The sequence below is a fragment of the Vibrio gelatinilyticus genome (assembly GCF_022836845.1).
In the GTDB taxonomy this organism is placed as follows: Bacteria; Pseudomonadota; Gammaproteobacteria; order Enterobacterales; family Vibrionaceae; genus Vibrio; species Vibrio gelatinilyticus.
Genome location: NZ_JAJNNZ010000002.1, coordinates 270,872 through 286,367, shown reverse-complemented (window position 1 = coordinate 286,367; position 15,496 = coordinate 270,872). Strand labels below are relative to the sequence as shown.

Annotated in this window: 15 protein-coding genes; 6 read left to right on the top strand and 9 right to left on the bottom strand. The window is 45.7% G+C overall.

The window, feature by feature from the left end:
* Positions 1-20: 20 nt before the first annotated feature.
* From LNL84_RS03440 to LNL84_RS03415, 6 genes are all read right to left on the bottom strand, one after another.
* Entirely contained in the window at positions 21-647 is a 627-nt protein-coding gene (locus tag LNL84_RS03440) for an energy transducer TonB (RefSeq protein WP_244355266.1), read from the bottom strand.
* Entirely contained in the window at positions 647-1,051 is a 405-nt protein-coding gene (locus LNL84_RS03435; protein ID WP_244355265.1) for an ExbD/TolR family protein, read from the bottom strand. Before LNL84_RS03435 ends, LNL84_RS03440 begins: the two co-directional genes overlap by 1 nt.
* Positions 1,048-1,638 (bottom strand): MotA/TolQ/ExbB proton channel family protein, encoded by a 591-nt coding sequence (locus LNL84_RS03430; protein WP_244355264.1) that lies wholly within the window; start codon positions 1,636-1,638, stop codon positions 1,048-1,050. Before LNL84_RS03430 ends, LNL84_RS03435 begins: the two co-directional genes overlap by 4 nt.
* The gene (locus tag LNL84_RS03425; RefSeq protein ID WP_244355263.1) at positions 1,628-2,971 is read right to left on the bottom strand and encodes a MotA/TolQ/ExbB proton channel family protein; all 1,344 of its coding nucleotides are present in this window, start codon (positions 2,969-2,971) and stop codon (positions 1,628-1,630) included. The genes LNL84_RS03430 and LNL84_RS03425 overlap by 11 nt, the downstream gene beginning before the upstream one ends.
* Positions 2,971-3,762, bottom strand: a complete 792-nt coding sequence (locus LNL84_RS03420) for a DUF3450 domain-containing protein (protein WP_425244283.1) — start codon at positions 3,760-3,762, stop codon at positions 2,971-2,973. The genes LNL84_RS03425 and LNL84_RS03420 overlap by 1 nt, the downstream gene beginning before the upstream one ends.
* A 326-nt stretch (positions 3,763-4,088) precedes the next feature.
* On the bottom strand, positions 4,089-4,274 hold the full coding sequence (locus tag LNL84_RS03415) for a DUF3545 family protein (protein WP_244355261.1): 186 nt from the start codon (positions 4,272-4,274) through the stop codon (positions 4,089-4,091).
* Between the two features lie 702 nt (positions 4,275-4,976).
* Between LNL84_RS03415 and LNL84_RS03410 the strand changes: the two genes are divergently transcribed.
* Both LNL84_RS03410 and yaaA read left to right on the top strand, forming a co-directional pair.
* Complete coding sequence (locus LNL84_RS03410; RefSeq protein ID WP_244355260.1) at positions 4,977-6,419, top strand: alanine/glycine:cation symporter family protein; 1,443 nt, start codon at positions 4,977-4,979, stop codon at positions 6,417-6,419.
* Positions 6,420-6,532: 113 nt separating this feature from the next.
* Positions 6,533-7,306, top strand: coding sequence for a peroxide stress protein YaaA (gene yaaA / locus LNL84_RS03405; RefSeq protein ID WP_244355259.1), 774 nt, complete (start codon positions 6,533-6,535; stop codon positions 7,304-7,306).
* 66 nt (positions 7,307-7,372) lie between these two features.
* Here yaaA and srmB read toward each other — a convergent pair whose 3' ends face one another.
* On the bottom strand, positions 7,373-8,605 hold the full coding sequence (srmB, locus tag LNL84_RS03400) for an ATP-dependent RNA helicase SrmB (RefSeq protein ID WP_244355258.1): 1,233 nt from the start codon (positions 8,603-8,605) through the stop codon (positions 7,373-7,375).
* A 118-nt stretch (positions 8,606-8,723) separates the two neighbouring features.
* Positions 8,724-9,446 (bottom strand): tRNA1(Val) (adenine(37)-N6)-methyltransferase, encoded by a 723-nt coding sequence (locus LNL84_RS03395; protein ID WP_244355257.1) that lies wholly within the window; start codon positions 9,444-9,446, stop codon positions 8,724-8,726.
* Positions 9,447-9,742: 296 nt separating this feature from the next.
* Between LNL84_RS03395 and brnQ the strand changes: the two genes are divergently transcribed.
* Entirely contained in the window at positions 9,743-11,056 is a 1,314-nt protein-coding gene (gene brnQ / locus LNL84_RS03390) for a branched-chain amino acid transport system II carrier protein (RefSeq protein WP_244355256.1), read from the top strand.
* A gap of 199 nt (positions 11,057-11,255) precedes the next feature.
* Here the strand turns inward: brnQ and fldB are convergent, their stop codons facing one another.
* The gene (fldB, locus tag LNL84_RS03385) at positions 11,256-11,774 is read right to left on the bottom strand and encodes a flavodoxin FldB (protein WP_244355255.1); all 519 of its coding nucleotides are present in this window, start codon (positions 11,772-11,774) and stop codon (positions 11,256-11,258) included.
* Between the two features lie 179 nt (positions 11,775-11,953).
* On the opposite strand from fldB, the gene xerD reads away from it, so the two are divergent.
* Genes xerD through recJ form a run of 3 tightly spaced genes read left to right on the top strand, consistent with a single transcriptional unit; the run spans position 11,954 to position 15,458 of the window.
* Positions 11,954-12,862 (top strand): site-specific tyrosine recombinase XerD, encoded by a 909-nt coding sequence (xerD, locus tag LNL84_RS03380; RefSeq protein WP_341829447.1) that lies wholly within the window; start codon positions 11,954-11,956, stop codon positions 12,860-12,862.
* 29 nt (positions 12,863-12,891) lie between these two features.
* A complete protein-coding gene (locus LNL84_RS03375) occupies positions 12,892-13,680 on the top strand; it encodes a thioredoxin fold domain-containing protein (protein ID WP_244355254.1) in 789 nt (262 codons plus the stop codon).
* 38 nt (positions 13,681-13,718) lie between these two features.
* On the top strand, positions 13,719-15,458 hold the full coding sequence (gene recJ / locus LNL84_RS03370) for a single-stranded-DNA-specific exonuclease RecJ (RefSeq protein ID WP_244355412.1): 1,740 nt from the start codon (positions 13,719-13,721) through the stop codon (positions 15,456-15,458).
* The last annotated feature ends 38 nt before the right edge of the window (positions 15,459-15,496 follow it).

Genomic DNA, 15,496 nt, shown 5'->3' with positions numbered 1-15,496 from the left:
AAAAACAAATAGACGCTTTATCATTGATTTAACTTAAACTCTAATTTAACGGTTTGACCAATACGAGCTGTGGCAGTGCCATTGACGACCATAGGTTGGTATTTCCACTGCTTAAGGGCAACCATCGCTTCACGCTCGAACACGCGTGTAGGCTTTGCTTCGAGCACTTTGATATCTGTCGGGCGACCACTTTCATCAATGGTGAACGACATAACGACATAGCCTTCGATATTGCGTTGTAATGCGCGACGTGGGTAACGAGGCTCTTTGCGATGTAATGGCATGACCTGTTGGTTCTGGCCAATATCGGGCACGGTTGGCGCATTTAACGCAACCCCCGTCACCTGAGTCGAAACCGCAATATTAGGCAGCTGAGGTGTGCTTGGTGTTTGCACACTCGATACGTGAGAGCTTTGCTCCACAATGGCTGCAGATGGCGGCGCTGATGGCATCTTTGGTGGTTCCGGTAGAACGCGTTGGCGCCTTGTTGTTTCGCTATTAGGTTCCACCATCACCAACTCATAGCTTAGTCTTGGCTTTTCATCGGGCTTCGATTTAGGCCCAATGTCGATCATCCAACTCATGAGCGAGAACAGGATCAAGGCGGATACCGCGGCTAGCGGAATGCTTGCCAATAGTCGAACCATTATAGGTTCTCCGTTGCGAGCGCTATCTTCGCGACACCCGCTCCTTTAGCGCTGTCCATGACTTTAACGACGGTACCATTAAAAGCGTGCTTATCTGCCTGAATGACCATAGCCGCGTTAGGTTGTTCGAGTAACAGTTTCTCAATAGTGGCCTGTACACGTTCTATATCTACTCGTCGTTTATCTATATAGATATCATTGGATGCGGTAATAGCGACAAAGATACCCGCGTCTTTTTGGCTTACGGCATGACCTGCTTGAGGGCGATTCACATCGACACCTGATTCACGCACAAATGAACTGGTGACGATAAAAAAGATCAGCATGATAAATACAATATCGAGCATCGAGGTCATGTCGATATTCGCTTCTTCGGTCTGCTTTCTGCGATGACCTAATCTCATTTGGTGTCTCCAGATTCATGTGAGTGTCTAGGGCGCTTTGATGATAAGTGATGTTCGCTTCTAAGTAATTGTTCAAGTTGAAATAAACTCTTGTTACTTAATTTTTGAATGCGAGAGTAAGCCAACATGCCCGAAAGTGCAGCGACCATGCCTGCCATTGTCGGAATGGTCGCCATTGAAATACCAGCGGCCATAAGGCGAGGTTGGGCACTGCCTTGCACCGCCAAAGTATCAAATACAGTGATCATGCCTGTGACCGTACCGAGCAGCCCTAACATGGGGCACAAGCTAAGTAAGCATTTGAGTATATTTAGGTTTTGCTTGAGCTTGTTCTCGGCTTCACTGAGCATGGCATTGCGCTGCGACTGGGCGTACCAAGAGTAGTGTTCTTGGCGCTGTGTCCAGCGCGCAACCCAATGTTTCTTTTCGCAAGGAAAAACTTTGGCAAAGTAAATAAGACGCTCAAACGCTACCAACCAGAATACGAATACGACAGCGGCAAGCCACCAGAGTACGGGCCCACCTTGTGTCATAAACTGGTTCAGATGGTCGCTACTGGGTAGCCAACTGAATAGGTTATGCGGCATACGCGTCTTTGTGCTCCGTGCTTTGAGCCTCGGCTTGTTGCGCGACTAAACCCACACTCTGTCTTTCAAGAATATTGCGAATCGCCTCAGATTTTGAGCTCAATAAATTGTGTGCCAGCAGCAGTGGCATCGCGCTTATAAGGCCAAGTACGGTGGTGATTAGAGCCATTGAGATCCCACCGGCCATCACGCGAGGCTCGGCGTTACCAAATTGGGTAATAACTTGGAATGTCTCAATCATGCCCGTTACAGTACCCAGTAAGCCGAGCATCGGTGCGAGCGCAGCGAGCAGCTTCAACATGCTCAGGCCACGTTCAAGGTGCTGCTGTTCATCCATAATCGATTCAAGCAAACGAAGCTCTAACGCTTCGACATGCAGCTGTTTTTCACTGCTGTAGACATTGAGGATTCGACCCAGTGGATTGTCTGTCGGCGTTTGGGGAGATTTCAGTTGCCTGTTGATCTTCTGTTGAATGTTCATAAGAACAGCGGCACGATACAGAGCAATGGTCATCCCTAGCACAAACAGACCTGCGATGATTTTTCCGACGAAACCGCCGTGCTCGAAGCGCTCTGCCAATGTCAGAGCGTCAGCGAGTTGCTTATAAATTTCACCACGACTCGGATCGATAGTCGCCGATGTGTGACCTGTAATAATGCCAGCGGCCTCAGCAGAGGTTTGTACGTGTTTCGGTAAACGAGGAAAGTCACTTGCCTGTTCACCATTCCAGTCAACGGGACCATGGCCAGATAGCAGTGCAAAGTTACCCAGTCGAGTGACCTCGAGCTGAGTTAGTTCACCTGAGCCCGAGACAAAGGGTACTGTAATGTCCGAGTATGTTGAGCTACTGGTTATTTGAGCCTGAAAGGCGTGCCAAAGGCCAGTCAATTCCAAAATGGAAGGCAGTCTCTTAGCGGCAACAATATCGTCAATTGCATGGATGTGCGTAGATTGCTCTGTATTAGCCACAGAGTGAGCTAACTCTAGTTGCAGCTCTTTGGCGGATTGTCTAACGACACCAAATAACTCACCGAGACTTCCTGTTTCTAGGTGCAGCTTTTTTTGCTGTTCTGCCAGAGTGTGTTCATTGTCTGAAAAAGAGCGGCTAAGCGATTCGATACTTAGGTCAAGTTGTGCTTTGCGCTTTTCCAATTCCGCTTTGCGTTTGGCGAGTTGCAACTCGCGCTGTTTGAACTGAGCCTCTCGCTCGGCATTGTGCTGTTGCTCCTGCTGTTGTGCCTTTTGGGCTTTTACGCTGAGCGTCTCTACAGCCAGAGCAGGTTGAGTGAACCCTAGGCCAAACAGCGCTATGATAAGTAGTAATTTGCGCATTAGCTAGGATCCTTAATGTCAGTGGCAGGAGTCAGTGATACTGGAAGTTCAAGTAAAGAAGGAGTCGCTTGCTTGTTGGCGATTGCGAATGCCTTATCTATTTGTGGCGCTAACGCGGCATCCGTTTCAATCCAACGGTTTTGGTTTGAATCCCAGGACCAGTATTGGTTTCTATCCAGGCTACGTGCGACTAGCGACAATCTGCCGAGGTGCAGTTGCTCAGCTTCGATCTCGCTGCCCACATCGATACGCGAACGATAGCTGCCTAGCTTAATGCCATAATCCATCTCTATTTGATAGGCTTCAAGGATTCGGCGGTATTTTTCGGCATCACTGACATCGGCCTGAGGCATCAATGATTTGAGTTCCTCTAGTCTGGCTAAGCGCGCAGTAATGCGAATGGGCTTATCGTGCTTGATATGTTCTTCTAGCCCAGCGAGCATTTGATACATCAATGGAACTACGCCCTGGCGAGTGTCACTGATCTGCTCAAGCTGCTTGTTAATGCTGGCCATCTCTTGTTCTTGATTTGCGACAACCGCTTGCAAGTGCTTTTGATAAACTTCCAAATTGGCTACTTCTTGCTCTAGCATTGCAATGTCAGATTTTAGCTCGAAGGTTTTGTCACTGATTTTATTGATCCGTGCCTGGCTCTTTGCACTACGGCCAATGGTTTGAGCATCGATGTGAACTGACTGAGCAGCGTCACCGATCGGTCGTTTAGGTGTCGAAGTGGTATCGGCTGCCGCGGTAGATATTGAAAGGTATAGACAAGCCATGAGCGTACTTATCTTGATAGCATCGACGGCATTGGTGCGATTTCCAGTCATATGTTGATGAGCCTATAGTAAAAGCAAAGAACAATGTGCAAGTAATGTAACTCAAAAAATGACCATTCGTCATTTTAAAGCGGGCACATCATATATCCTTTAATGTTCGAATTGCAACTAAATGAGAATGGTAATCAATTGACGAATGATTCTGGCTTTTTATATTGATGTGTTGTTGCATTCGGAACTGCGTACGGGATGGTGATAAAACAAAGCCCTCTATAGTGAGGGCTTTATAATGTACCAGTGTTGCTCTTCAGGCTTGACCAACAACCAGTAAATTTGTCTTAGAGTTTTACGTCATCAATTGAGAAGTCGAGTCCGATATCCATATCGTTGAGCTCTTTTTGTAAGCGTTGTTTGTCTTTAATCGCTTCTATTTCTCGCCACTTGCGTTTTACGGGTTTAGAGCGAGCGGAGCGCGAACGTGGAGCATCAATATCCATCATGTTATTAAGTTCAAAGCCATCCATAAGCCACCTCTTATTTAATTTTCTCCTCAGCGGAGACTTTTAAGTACCATATTCCACAGCAGAGTAACCTTGATGCATTTCTCATTTGTTTCTTTAGCATGAAGTTTTTGTGTCATTTTCAACAGTAACTCACATTTTCTCAGAGAAAAGTGTTTAAAAAATATCCACTTGAATGATCGCAATAAAACAATTTTGCTGCAAAATTTGTTAAATCATTGCTTCTTTTATTTGAGCCTCAAGTATGGTGCTTGAAGCTAACAATTCTTATTTAGAGCGATGAGTAGAAAATAATCACAGCCTAGATAGCAAGTGTTACCCTTTGCTGTATATAGGTTTTCACCGGTTAAACGCTATTTTGCTTAAATTCGTTGTGATTCTCTGGTGATGTTGCTCAAATGTGACAGGTTCAGCATTGCGTTGTGGTGGAAGTGTTGCCTTACTTGTTAAGTGACGGTAACTTTATGGTAAAAAGCAACATCTTTAGTATATTGGTCGCATATTGCTTTTTGTCTGCTCAGGCTGCAAAATCCGGCCGTCAAAAAAGCACACCGATGATTGATTCGCGTCTAATGTGCGTGAAAAGTTAGTAAAATCGTAGCGAAACAACAAGAAAATATAAAAACCAAATGGACTGGTTCTATGTTGCGATCTTAGACGACGAATGGATGCCGTGTTCGGTGCTCTAATTATAAGGGGTTAACAGTGACAGACGTTATCAATTTAATGAACGATCTTCTTTGGGGATCGATTCTGGTTTATTTACTCGTAGGCGTAGGGATTTACTTTACAGTGCGCCTTGGGTTCATTCAGTTCCGCCATTTTGGTCATATGTTTAGTGTTCTAAAACATAGCCGTAAAGCAGACACTGCTGGTATCTCTTCTTTCCAAGCACTTTGTACCAGCTTAGCAGCCCGTGTGGGGACCGGTAATATGGCCGGCGTTGCCGTGGCGCTGACTTTTGGTGGTCCTGGCGCAATTTTCTGGATGTGGCTAATTGCCATGCTCGGAATGGCGACATCGTTTGCAGAAAGCACACTTGCACAACTTTACAAGACCCGTGATGACGACGGCAATTACCGTGGTGGCCCTGCTTACTACATGGAGAAAGGTTTAGGCATGCGCTGGATGGGCGTCTTGTTCTCGATCTTCCTCATCATTGCATTCGGTTTGGTGTTCAACGCCGTTCAAGCAAATGCCATTGCCACCGCGATGAAAACCGCCTTTGGTTTTGAGCCTATTTACGTTGGTGTTGTGATTGCCCTTATTTCGGCCTTTGTGATTTTTGGTGGTATTCGAAAAATCGCACGCACGGCAGAGTTGATTGTCCCTGTTATGGCATTAGCTTATCTGGTTTTGGCTCTCGTTGTTGTGTTTATGAACCTAGAGAAAGTGCCGGAAGTGCTTGCGTACATCTTTAAGAGTGCCTTTGGTTTGCAAGAAGCTGCCGCTGGTGGCGTGGGTTACGCAATTGCGCAAGCAATGATCCAGGGCATAAAACGTGGTCTGTTCTCTAACGAAGCGGGTATGGGTTCTGCGCCGAATGCAGCAGCATCGGCAACACCATACCCTCCGCATCCAGCATCGCAAGGTTACGTGCAGATGTTGGGTGTTTTCACTGATACGATCGTTATTTGTACTGCGACAGTCGCCATTATTCTGATGTCTGGTGAGTATGTACCTAACAGTGAAGTGACGGGTATTGAGTTAACTCAGCGCGCTTTGATCTCTCAAGTGGGCGATTGGGGGGGTATTTTTGTTGCTGTGGCGATTTTTTTCTTCGCCTTCACTTCGATTATTGCCAACTATTCGTATGCAGAGACAAACATTATCTTCTTAGAACATAATCATAAAGTGGGGCTTGGTATATTCCGCCTTGTTGTGCTTTCGATGGTGTTATTTGGTTCGGTAGCAACCTTGCCTACAGTGTGGGCGCTTGCGGATGTGTCGATGGGTTTAATGGCCATCGTCAACTTGGTGGCGATCATCCTGTTGTCTGGCATTGTGGTAAAACTTGCGAAAGACTACAACAGGCAATTGAAAGCGGGTAAAGTCCCGACGTTTGATGCAAATGATTACCCTGAGCTGAAATCCCAGCTAGAACAGGGTATTTGGGATAACAGCGAGTCATCGAAAAGCCAAAAATAGGTTTTAATAACTTGTTGCTATCGCAGAAATAGAAAAAGCCATGCACGAATTCGTTGAAGAATGTGCGTGGCTTTTTTTATACTGAAAGAAATCATTATTAAAAGAGTAAAGTCATGCTTATTGTTGTTTCACCCGCAAAGACCTTGGATTATGAGTCCCCGCTCGCCACGGAGCGATTCACGCAGCCAGAGTTGATCGAGCACTCGGCTCAATTGATAGATGAGTGCCGTAAGCTGACGCCTGCTGATGTTTCGGCATTAATGAAGGTGAGCGATAAGATAGCAGGTCTTAACGTTGCACGCTTTGAGCAGTGGTCAGAAACGTTTACGACAGAGAATGCTCGACAGGCTATTCTTGCGTTTAAAGGTGACGTGTATACCGGCCTTGATGCGCAAACCATGAGTGAAGATGACTTTGATTTTGCACAGCAACACCTGCGCATGTTATCTGGCTTGTATGGTTTGCTAAAACCTCTCGATCTCATGCAGCCTTACCGTTTAGAGATGGGGACCAAGCTTGCCAATTCGCGTGGCCCAAATCTGTATCACTTTTGGGGTGACATTATCACTAACAAGCTTAATGAGGCTTTGAATGCGCAAGGTGATAATGTGTTGATCAACCTTGCCTCGAATGAGTATTTTAAATCCGTCAAAACCAAGCAATTTGATGGACAAATCATTACGCCTGTTTTTAAGGACTGCAAAAATGGTCAGTACAAGGTCATCAGCTTTTATGCCAAAAAAGCGCGTGGCATGATGGCGCGTTACATCCTTGATAACAAGGTAGGCTCTATCGAGGCATTGATACGTTTTGACACGGCGGGCTATTATTTTGTTGAAGAAGAGTCAACGGCGACAGAGTTAGTCTTTAAACGAGAAGAGCAGTAAACAAAAAGAGTGCTCTAATCTCTCTTGAATAAAAAAAGCCCCGCAATGCGGGGCTTTTTATGCAGATTACTTTTTCTTGTTTGATTTTTTCTTTTTCGTCGTCGACTTTTTCTCGTCTTTTTTCACTTTTTTCTTTTTGTTGAACGTTGGCTTTTTGTGGGTAGGACGCAGTCCATCAATAAAGCGCTCTTTAATCAGCTCTTTGGTATAACGTCCAACACGATCCATCATTGGCTGGTCGTGTGCTTCAACTAACGAAATGGCGATGCCTTTTTTACCTGCTCGCGCTGTACGGCCAATACGATGTAAGTATACGTCAGCACTACGTGGTAGATCGTAGTTGATGACGTGAGAAACGTCGGGTAGGTCAATACCACGTGCTGCTATATCAGTGGCAAGAAGTACATTCACCGAACCGTCTCTGAAACGACTAATAGCGTTGTTACGGCGATCCTGAGGCATTTCCCCCTGGATCCAAACACAAGGAATTTGTGCGCTGTCAAGTTGCTGACGTAACTCGGCTAGGCGTTCACGTGTCTTTAAAAAGATAATACTGCGTTCCGCTTGCTCGGTAATGATGTGCTTGAGCAAGTTCAGTTTGTGCTCAGCGGTGTCCGCTCGATGGTACCATTGGGTGATTTTTTTGCGCTCGCGAAGAGGAGGCTCAGCATCGATTTCTGCCGGGTTCTTCAATAGATCAGCGGTAAAGCCTTCGACGCCTTTTCCTTCCAATGTTGCTGAGAACAACAATGTTTGCTTTCTCCAGCGACATTCAGCAGAGAGGCGATCGACGACAGGGCCAAAACCCATGTCGAGCATTCTGTCGGCCTCGTCTAAGACCAACCACTCAATAGCACGACAATCGAATCGCTCTCCTTCGATGTACTCCATTAAGCGCCCTGGAGTTGCCACTACGATATCCTGAGTCTGCGACAAGATGTCGGCATGGGTATCATACGTCACACCACCCGTTATGGTGATGACGTTTAAATTGGTATTTTTGGCCAGTGCTCTAGTCTGATCGGCAACTTGCATCGCCAATTCGCGTGTCGGTGTTAATACCAAAATGCGCGCAGGGCCGCCCTTTTTTCTTGGGAAATCGAGCAAATACTGTAGCGCAGGCAGGGCAAATGAGGCTGTTTTGCCCGTGCCTGTTGGCGCTGAAGCTAATACATCTCTACCATCAAGGGCTTGCGGGATAGCTTCAGCTTGAATTTGAGTTGGGCGTGAGTAACCCATCTCTTCAATGGCTTCGAGCAGGATTGGGTCTAAATCTAAATCTGCAAATGTTCTGATCACTATCGAGTCTCCACAAAGCTACCATCGCCATCAATATAAAGGGCAATTGCTTAAAAGGGGTATAAAGTTGGGCGGCTATTATACTTAAACCCATTCAATAAGCGAGCGATAAACCCACTCACATTTTTAAATAGAAGTCTTGCGTAAGTTGGATAAAGGATTTGGAATAACCTGATGTTCCATCATGAATGACGAGCTCCTGTCGCTCTGTCGAACATGCGCTCTTTTGCAAGGTAAATAGCACACGAGTTGCTGGCTTTTTGTCGGTCGTTCGCACATCACAGCGCCGTGCGAGAAACCAACCTGTCCGTAAAGCATAGTCGATAAACGCTTGCCCTTCCGTTGTGGGCAAAACGAAACAAGCCTGGCCATGTGATCTCAACAGTTGAGAGCATTTATCTAGCAGTTCTTGATGTGACAAAGTAATACTGTGCCTTGCGATGGCGCGCTGTTCCCTAGAAGCTCGTTCACCGCTATTAAAGTAAGGCGGATTACAAATAATGGCATCAAAGCCCTCTGGCACGGTTAAGGATAAGACATCTTGTTGTTTGACTTTGATTCTGTCAGACCAGCTCGATAGGGACACGTTGCGAGTGGCGTCCTTTATTGCCTCTTGGTTGATGTCTATCGCTAAAATGTTTGACGTTGAAAAACGTTGGGCAGACATTAAGGTTAACAGTCCAGTCCCTGTACCAATATCCAGCAAGTGCTCAGTGCGATAGAACTTTGCCCATGCCCCTAATAAGACACCGTCAGTACTGACAGGCATACCAGAATTGCCATCTTGAATCGTAAACTGTTTGAATTGAAAGCCTTTAGTTTTTAACGTGCTACTCTTCATGAAAATTTTACCAATCGTTTGCTATTAAGGAATTTCATCTGTTGTTATGTAATTGTTTGGGTTTATGTTCTGAGTGTGATTTTTTTGTACGCTGTATTGTATACTCTTAAATGCTAGATTTTTAGTGATAATTGGTTAATAACACTGCTTTTGTGGGGTTTAGGTAATTTTATATAGTGTTTTTTGTGGGCAACTTGCCAATTGATTAGTCATTCGTCATGATGCGCGCCGAATATTATGAAGAACAACGATTCTTTAGTTAAATACACAACAAAACATTGAATAAGGGTTTATCTGTGAAACAGAGTTTAAAAATAACAGATATTATTGCGGTCGGCTTTATGCTGTTTGCGTTTTTTCTTGGGGCTGGCAACATTATCTTCCCACCTTTAGCCGGTCAATTAGCAGGGCAAAACGTATTACCAGCAATGACAGGGTTCTTGCTAACAGCGGTAGGTCTACCTCTGATCACTATCGTTGCTATCGCGATTGCTGGTGGTACTTGGGACCACTTAACCAAGGATCTTCCTAAGCGAGCAGCAATGGTCATGGCGATCCTAATCTTTATTATTATCGGTCCTGCTTTTGCCGCACCGAGAACAGGCCTTGTTGCTTATGAAATGGCAGTAAAGCCATTTTTCATTGATGCAAGCCAGTCTCACTTAGCGGTATTTTCAGTGCTTTTCTTTGCGGTCGCGATGAGCTTTGCTTGGTCTCAAGGTAAACTGATTGATGTGATTGGTAAGGTGTTAACGCCTGCGCTTTTTGTCGGGCTTATCATTCTCGCCTTCGCGGTATTTGTTAACCCACAAGGCGATATGATTGCACCTATCGGTGATTATGCGACGCAACCTATTACGAAGGGCTTTCTTGAAGGTTATAACACAATGGATACGTTTGGGTCATTGATGTTTGGTATGCTTATTGTGGATGCGCTTCGTAAAAAGGGCATTACTGAGCAGAGTGCGACGACAAAGTACCTCATTAGTGCTGCGCTTATTGCGGCGGCTGGTCTAGCGTTTGTTTACATTTCTTTGTTCTATCTTGGCGCGACAAGTGCAAGCGTGGCTGCGGGAGCGGACAACGGCGGTGCCGTACTGAGTCAATATGTTCAGGCATTGTTTGGGCCGTATGGTCAGGTTGTCTTATCAGTCATCGTTCTATTAGCCTGTTTGACAACGGCAATTGGTCTCATTTCTGCGTGTTCTGATTACTTTAGCTCTATTAGCAAGCTAAGTTACAAGAAGTGGGTGGTGATCTTAGGGATTGCGTGTGCATTTGTGGCTAACATTGGGTTAGCGCAACTTATCTCGTTGTCAGTACCTGTGCTTTTTGCTCTTTACCCTGTAGCCATCGCTTTGGTTGCGTTGACGTTTGTTCGCAAATTCCTTGGAAACCCCAAGATGGCATACCGAATGGTAATGATTGTTGCTTTGATGTTTGCACTCATTGATGCTGCTAAAGTTGCTGGCGTCAATGTTTCTGCTTTCAACATGCTCCCCCTGTTTGGTATTGGCATGGGTTGGTTAATGCCAACGGCAGCAGCTATTATTTGCATGTGCTTTATTGGTCGTTCAGATGAAGAAGTGCTTGCCCAAGAAGGTGCGTAATCACTTTGAAGTCACAATATTATTGGCGTGATGTCGTGTGAAGGCATTAGTGAAAATCCCCAGTTAATGACTGGGGATTTTTTTTTAAATGTCTCGCCCTTAAGGTGTAAACACATTTCAGGATGAGACAGTAAAAAGAAAAAAGCCAGAGTTCGCATTTCTGGCTTGTTTGTATTATTCGGGTGGCTAGCTTTCGCTACTATAGCGACTCTTGATATTCCAACAATATCTGCTCGCACCATGTTGCAATGCGTTCATCGCTAAGCTCGTACTGACTGTCTTCATCTAACGCGAGTCCAACAAAGTACTCTTTGTCTTCGGTGAGTGCTTTAGAGGCTTCAAACTCATAACCCTCATTTGGCCAATAGCCAATGATATTGGGGGCACATTTTACTATCTCATCGTGCAGCATCCCCATCGCATCGAGATACCACTCGCCATAACCTTCTTGATCGCCCAGTCCGAACAGTGCGACTGATTTGTTTTTTAAAGACACGCCAGCGATGTTTTCCCATATTGCGCTCCAATCTTCTTGGATTTCACCAAAGTCCCAGGTGGAAATTCCTAGTATGAGTAGATCGTAGTCATTCATACGAGAAAGCGCGGTGTCTTTGACGTTAAAAATATCGACAAGTTCTTCACCGATAATGCTTCGGATCTTCTCTGCCGTCATTTCGGTATAGCAGGTCGAGGAGCCGTAAAACAAGCCAATTTTCATGTTCGAATGTATGTTGGGGGAGTGATGTTTAAATTCTAACGCTAACCAGAATCGACCTCAATAAGAAGCCGCAGAAGAATGACCTGTCAAGGTGATACTGAGTAGCATTATTTTATAGCAATATTGAGCGAGGTCGCTTAAAGTGTATAAACTACTGTATAAATAACCAAGAGACTGTTGTGCCAGATGTTAATTCACAGGACCTGAGCCTAGTAGAGCAGTTTTTAGACGCCATGTGGATGGAGCGTGGCTTGTCTGAAAACACACTTGCATCGTATCGTAGTGATTTAATGAAATTATTACATTGGATGCACAAGCAAAATTCCAAGTTGGAATTTATTAGTTTGTCAGGGCTGCAGAAATATCAAGGCTGGCTCGTTGATCAAGATTATCAGCAAAGCTCCAGAGCTAGAATGCTGTCGGCTATTCGTCGTCTATTTCAATATTTGCATAGAGAAAAGCTTCGAGCCGATGATCCCACAGCATTGCTGGTTAGTCCCAAATTACCAAAGCGCTTACCCAAAGATTTGACCGAAGAGCAAGTTGGCGATTTGCTCGATGCGCCCGATCCCAATGATCCCATTGAACTGCGCGATAAAGCAATGCTGGAACTGCTATATGCCACGGGCCTTCGTGTGACGGAACTCATTAGCTTAACCATGGAGAACATAAGCCTGCGTCAAGGAGTGGTCAGAGTCACGGGTAAAGGCGGAAAAGAGCGATTGGTTCCGATGGGGGAAAATGCTGTTGATTGGATCGAGCAGTTCATTGAATCTGGTCGTCCTGCGCTTCTGGGTGAAACAACCTCGGATGTGGTGTTTCCAAGCAAAAGAGCCAGGCAAATGACCCGTCAAACCTTCTGGCATCGTATAAAGTACTACGCGGTATTGGCAGAAATTGATACTGAGTACTTGTCGCCGCACGTTCTTAGGCACGCTTTTGCGACACATTTACTGAACTACGGAGCCGATTTGCGTGTCGTACAGATGTTGCTTGGGCATAGTGACTTATCGACCACGCAAATTTATACTCATGTAGCAACTGAAAGACTTAAGAACATTCATTCCCAACATCATCCAAGGGCATGATTCACAATTTCAAATAATAGGTGATATTGATGAGCGTAATGCGTCGGCTAACTCTACTGACTCTTCCTTTTTTTGTAACTGCTTGCGGAGCAGAAGAGAGACCAAAAACAAAACCTCAAGCCGTTGTTGCTCAAGCGATGGCTTCAAGTGATATTGATGAAGCATCAATTCAGGCCCGATTCGCTAAGATCGGTATTGGCGTTTTAGACGTCGTGCCAGCTGATATCCCCGGCCTAGTCGAGATTCGAACAGCGGGTGGGGTGCTATTTGCATCGCCGAGCGGCGATTATTTTGTCGCAGGGACGTTGTATGCGTTAGACGATGAAGGTAATTACAATGACGTATTAGCTGAGCGACAAGCCCCACTCAATGCAGAAAAAATTGCTGCGTTTCAAGACAGTGTTATTGAATTTAAAGCTGATGATGAAAAGTATGTAGTGACCATTTTTACGGACATCACCTGTGGATATTGCGTTCGCTTACACAGTCAAATGCAAGGCTACAATGATCTAGGGATCACTGTACGTTATCTTGCGTACCCGCGTCAGGGAGCGACTGGAGATGTTGCTGATCAAATGGCCAATATTTGGTGCGCGGCGGATCCTAATCTAGCCATGCACGATGCGAAAGTAAACAGGAAAAGTGCGGTAGCTGTGGGCGATATCGCGCAATGCAAGGCGACGGTCGAAAAACACTTTAACCTTGGTAGAGAGCTTGGTATCAGTGGTACACCTGCGATTTTCTTGCCAAATGGAGAGCTGGTGGGTGGGTACTTGCCACCTGCTGACCTTTTTCAAAAACTGCAATCTAGTCAATAATACTAAGGAGGGCTCGCATGCGAGCCCGTATTGATTCTATGATAGAGATCCAACGTCGACCGGAAGTAGATCTTTCCCTACTTCCCGATTCAATTCCCCCCTTGTTGAAACGTATATACTTGTCTCGCGGTATTCAAGATGTCAGTCAATTAGAAAAAGCGGCCAAAGGTTTACATTCATATCAACAACTTGCCGGTATTGATCAGGCTGTCGAGTTACTTTTTGAGGCAATAGACTCGCAAAAACGCATTATTGTTGTCGGTGATTTTGATGCTGATGGGGCGACAAGTTCGGCTCTGTCGGTGCTGGCTTTGCGTATGTTGGGCAGTCGAAACGTTGACTATCTTGTACCAAATCGTTTCGAAGATGGTTATGGATTAAGCCCGGAGGTCGTCGATCAAGCCATTGAAATCGGTGCTCAAGTGATAATGACGGTCGACAATGGTGTTTCATCGATATCGGGAGTGAAATACGCCAAAGAGCAGGGGCTGCAAGTTCTGGTCACCGATCATCACTTGCCTGGATCTGAGCTGCCAGAAGTGGATGCGATGGTCAATCCAAACCTAGAGGAGTGCCGCTTCCCATCTAAAGCTCTTGCGGGTGTCGGTGTTGCCTTTTATCTCATGATGGCTCTATGTGTCCATATGAGAAAGCACCAATGGTTTGCTAAGCAAAGCATGGCCGAGCCAAAACTGATGGAGCTAATTGATCTTGTTGCACTTGGAACGGTCGCGGATGTTGTGCCGTTGGATGAGAACAACCGTATCTTGGTGCATCAGGGATTGCAGCGCATACGTGCAGGTAAAGCAAGGCCGGGAATTCAAGCTCTCATCGAAGTGGCTAAGCGTGACGCGAGAAAACTCGTTGCCACAGACTTTGGGTTTGCTCTGGGGCCAAGAATTAATGCGGCGGGCCGTTTGGACGATATGTCTTTTGGGGTCGAGTTATTAATGTGTGACAATATCCACGCAGCGAGACGCATGGCCGCTGAGTTGGACGGACTCAACCAAACACGCAAAGAAATCGAAGAAGGAATGAAGCAAGAGGCGTTGGCCTTTTGTGAGCGATTGCAGTTTAGCGAAACAGCGGAGTTGCCCTACGGTTTGGCTCTGTTTCAAAGAGATTGGCATCAGGGCGTGATTGGTATTTTAGCGTCTCGTGTTAAGGATAAATTCCACCGTCCGGTAATCGCGTTTGCTGATGGTGGTGATGGCACTATCAAGGGATCATGTCGCTCAATCGTTGGCTTGCACATGCGCGATGCTTTGGATCGCATCGACACTAAAAATCCAGGGTTAATTGCCAAATTTGGTGGGCACGCGATGGCGGCGGGACTCACGATAAAAGAAAAAGATTTTGAACGTTTTAGCCGTTTGTTTGATGAACTGGTGAGAGATGAATTAGGTGATACGGCGCTTAAAGGGATCGTATTATCCGATGGTGAACTCATACCGGAAGAGTTTTCAATGCATACCGCCGAAATCTTGCGTGCGGGTGGGCCGTGGGGGCAGGCGTTTCCAGAGCCCATATTTGATGGTCAGTTTAAAGTGTTGCATCAAAAACTGGTCGGGGAAAAGCATCTAAAACTCATGGTTGAGCCTTTATTAAAAGGACACCCAACCAATATTATGCTTGATGCCATCGCATTTAATGTCGATTTAAGGCGCTGGCCTGATGCTTCTGTCAAACAAATCTCTTTAGCTTTTAAGTTGGATATCAACGAGTTCAGAGGAAATCAATCCTTACAGTTGATGGTTGAACACCTAGAAGCGAAGTAAATCTGTTGACTAAGGGGTCGTCAATACTCTCCTTAGTC

Coding starts and splice junctions, on each gene's coding strand:
- LNL84_RS03440 (WP_244355266.1), bottom strand. CDS start 647: ATGGTTCGACTATTGGCAAGCATTCCGCTAGCCGCGGTATCCGCCTTG.
- LNL84_RS03435 (WP_244355265.1), bottom strand. CDS start 1,051: ATGAGATTAGGTCATCGCAGAAAGCAGACCGAAGAAGCGAATATCGAC.
- LNL84_RS03430 (WP_244355264.1), bottom strand. CDS start 1,638: ATGCCGCATAACCTATTCAGTTGGCTACCCAGTAGCGACCATCTGAAC.
- LNL84_RS03425 (WP_244355263.1), bottom strand. CDS start 2,971: ATGCGCAAATTACTACTTATCATAGCGCTGTTTGGCCTAGGGTTCACT.
- LNL84_RS03415 (WP_244355261.1), bottom strand. CDS start 4,274: ATGGATGGCTTTGAACTTAATAACATGATGGATATTGATGCTCCACGT.
- yaaA (WP_244355259.1), top strand. CDS start 6,533: ATGCTTATTGTTGTTTCACCCGCAAAGACCTTGGATTATGAGTCCCCG.
- LNL84_RS03395 (WP_244355257.1), bottom strand. CDS start 9,446: ATGAAGAGTAGCACGTTAAAAACTAAAGGCTTTCAATTCAAACAGTTT.
- fldB (WP_244355255.1), bottom strand. CDS start 11,774: ATGAAAATTGGCTTGTTTTACGGCTCCTCGACCTGCTATACCGAAATG.
- LNL84_RS03375 (WP_244355254.1), top strand. CDS start 12,892: ATGAGCGTAATGCGTCGGCTAACTCTACTGACTCTTCCTTTTTTTGTA.
- recJ (WP_244355412.1), top strand. CDS start 13,719: ATGATAGAGATCCAACGTCGACCGGAAGTAGATCTTTCCCTACTTCCC.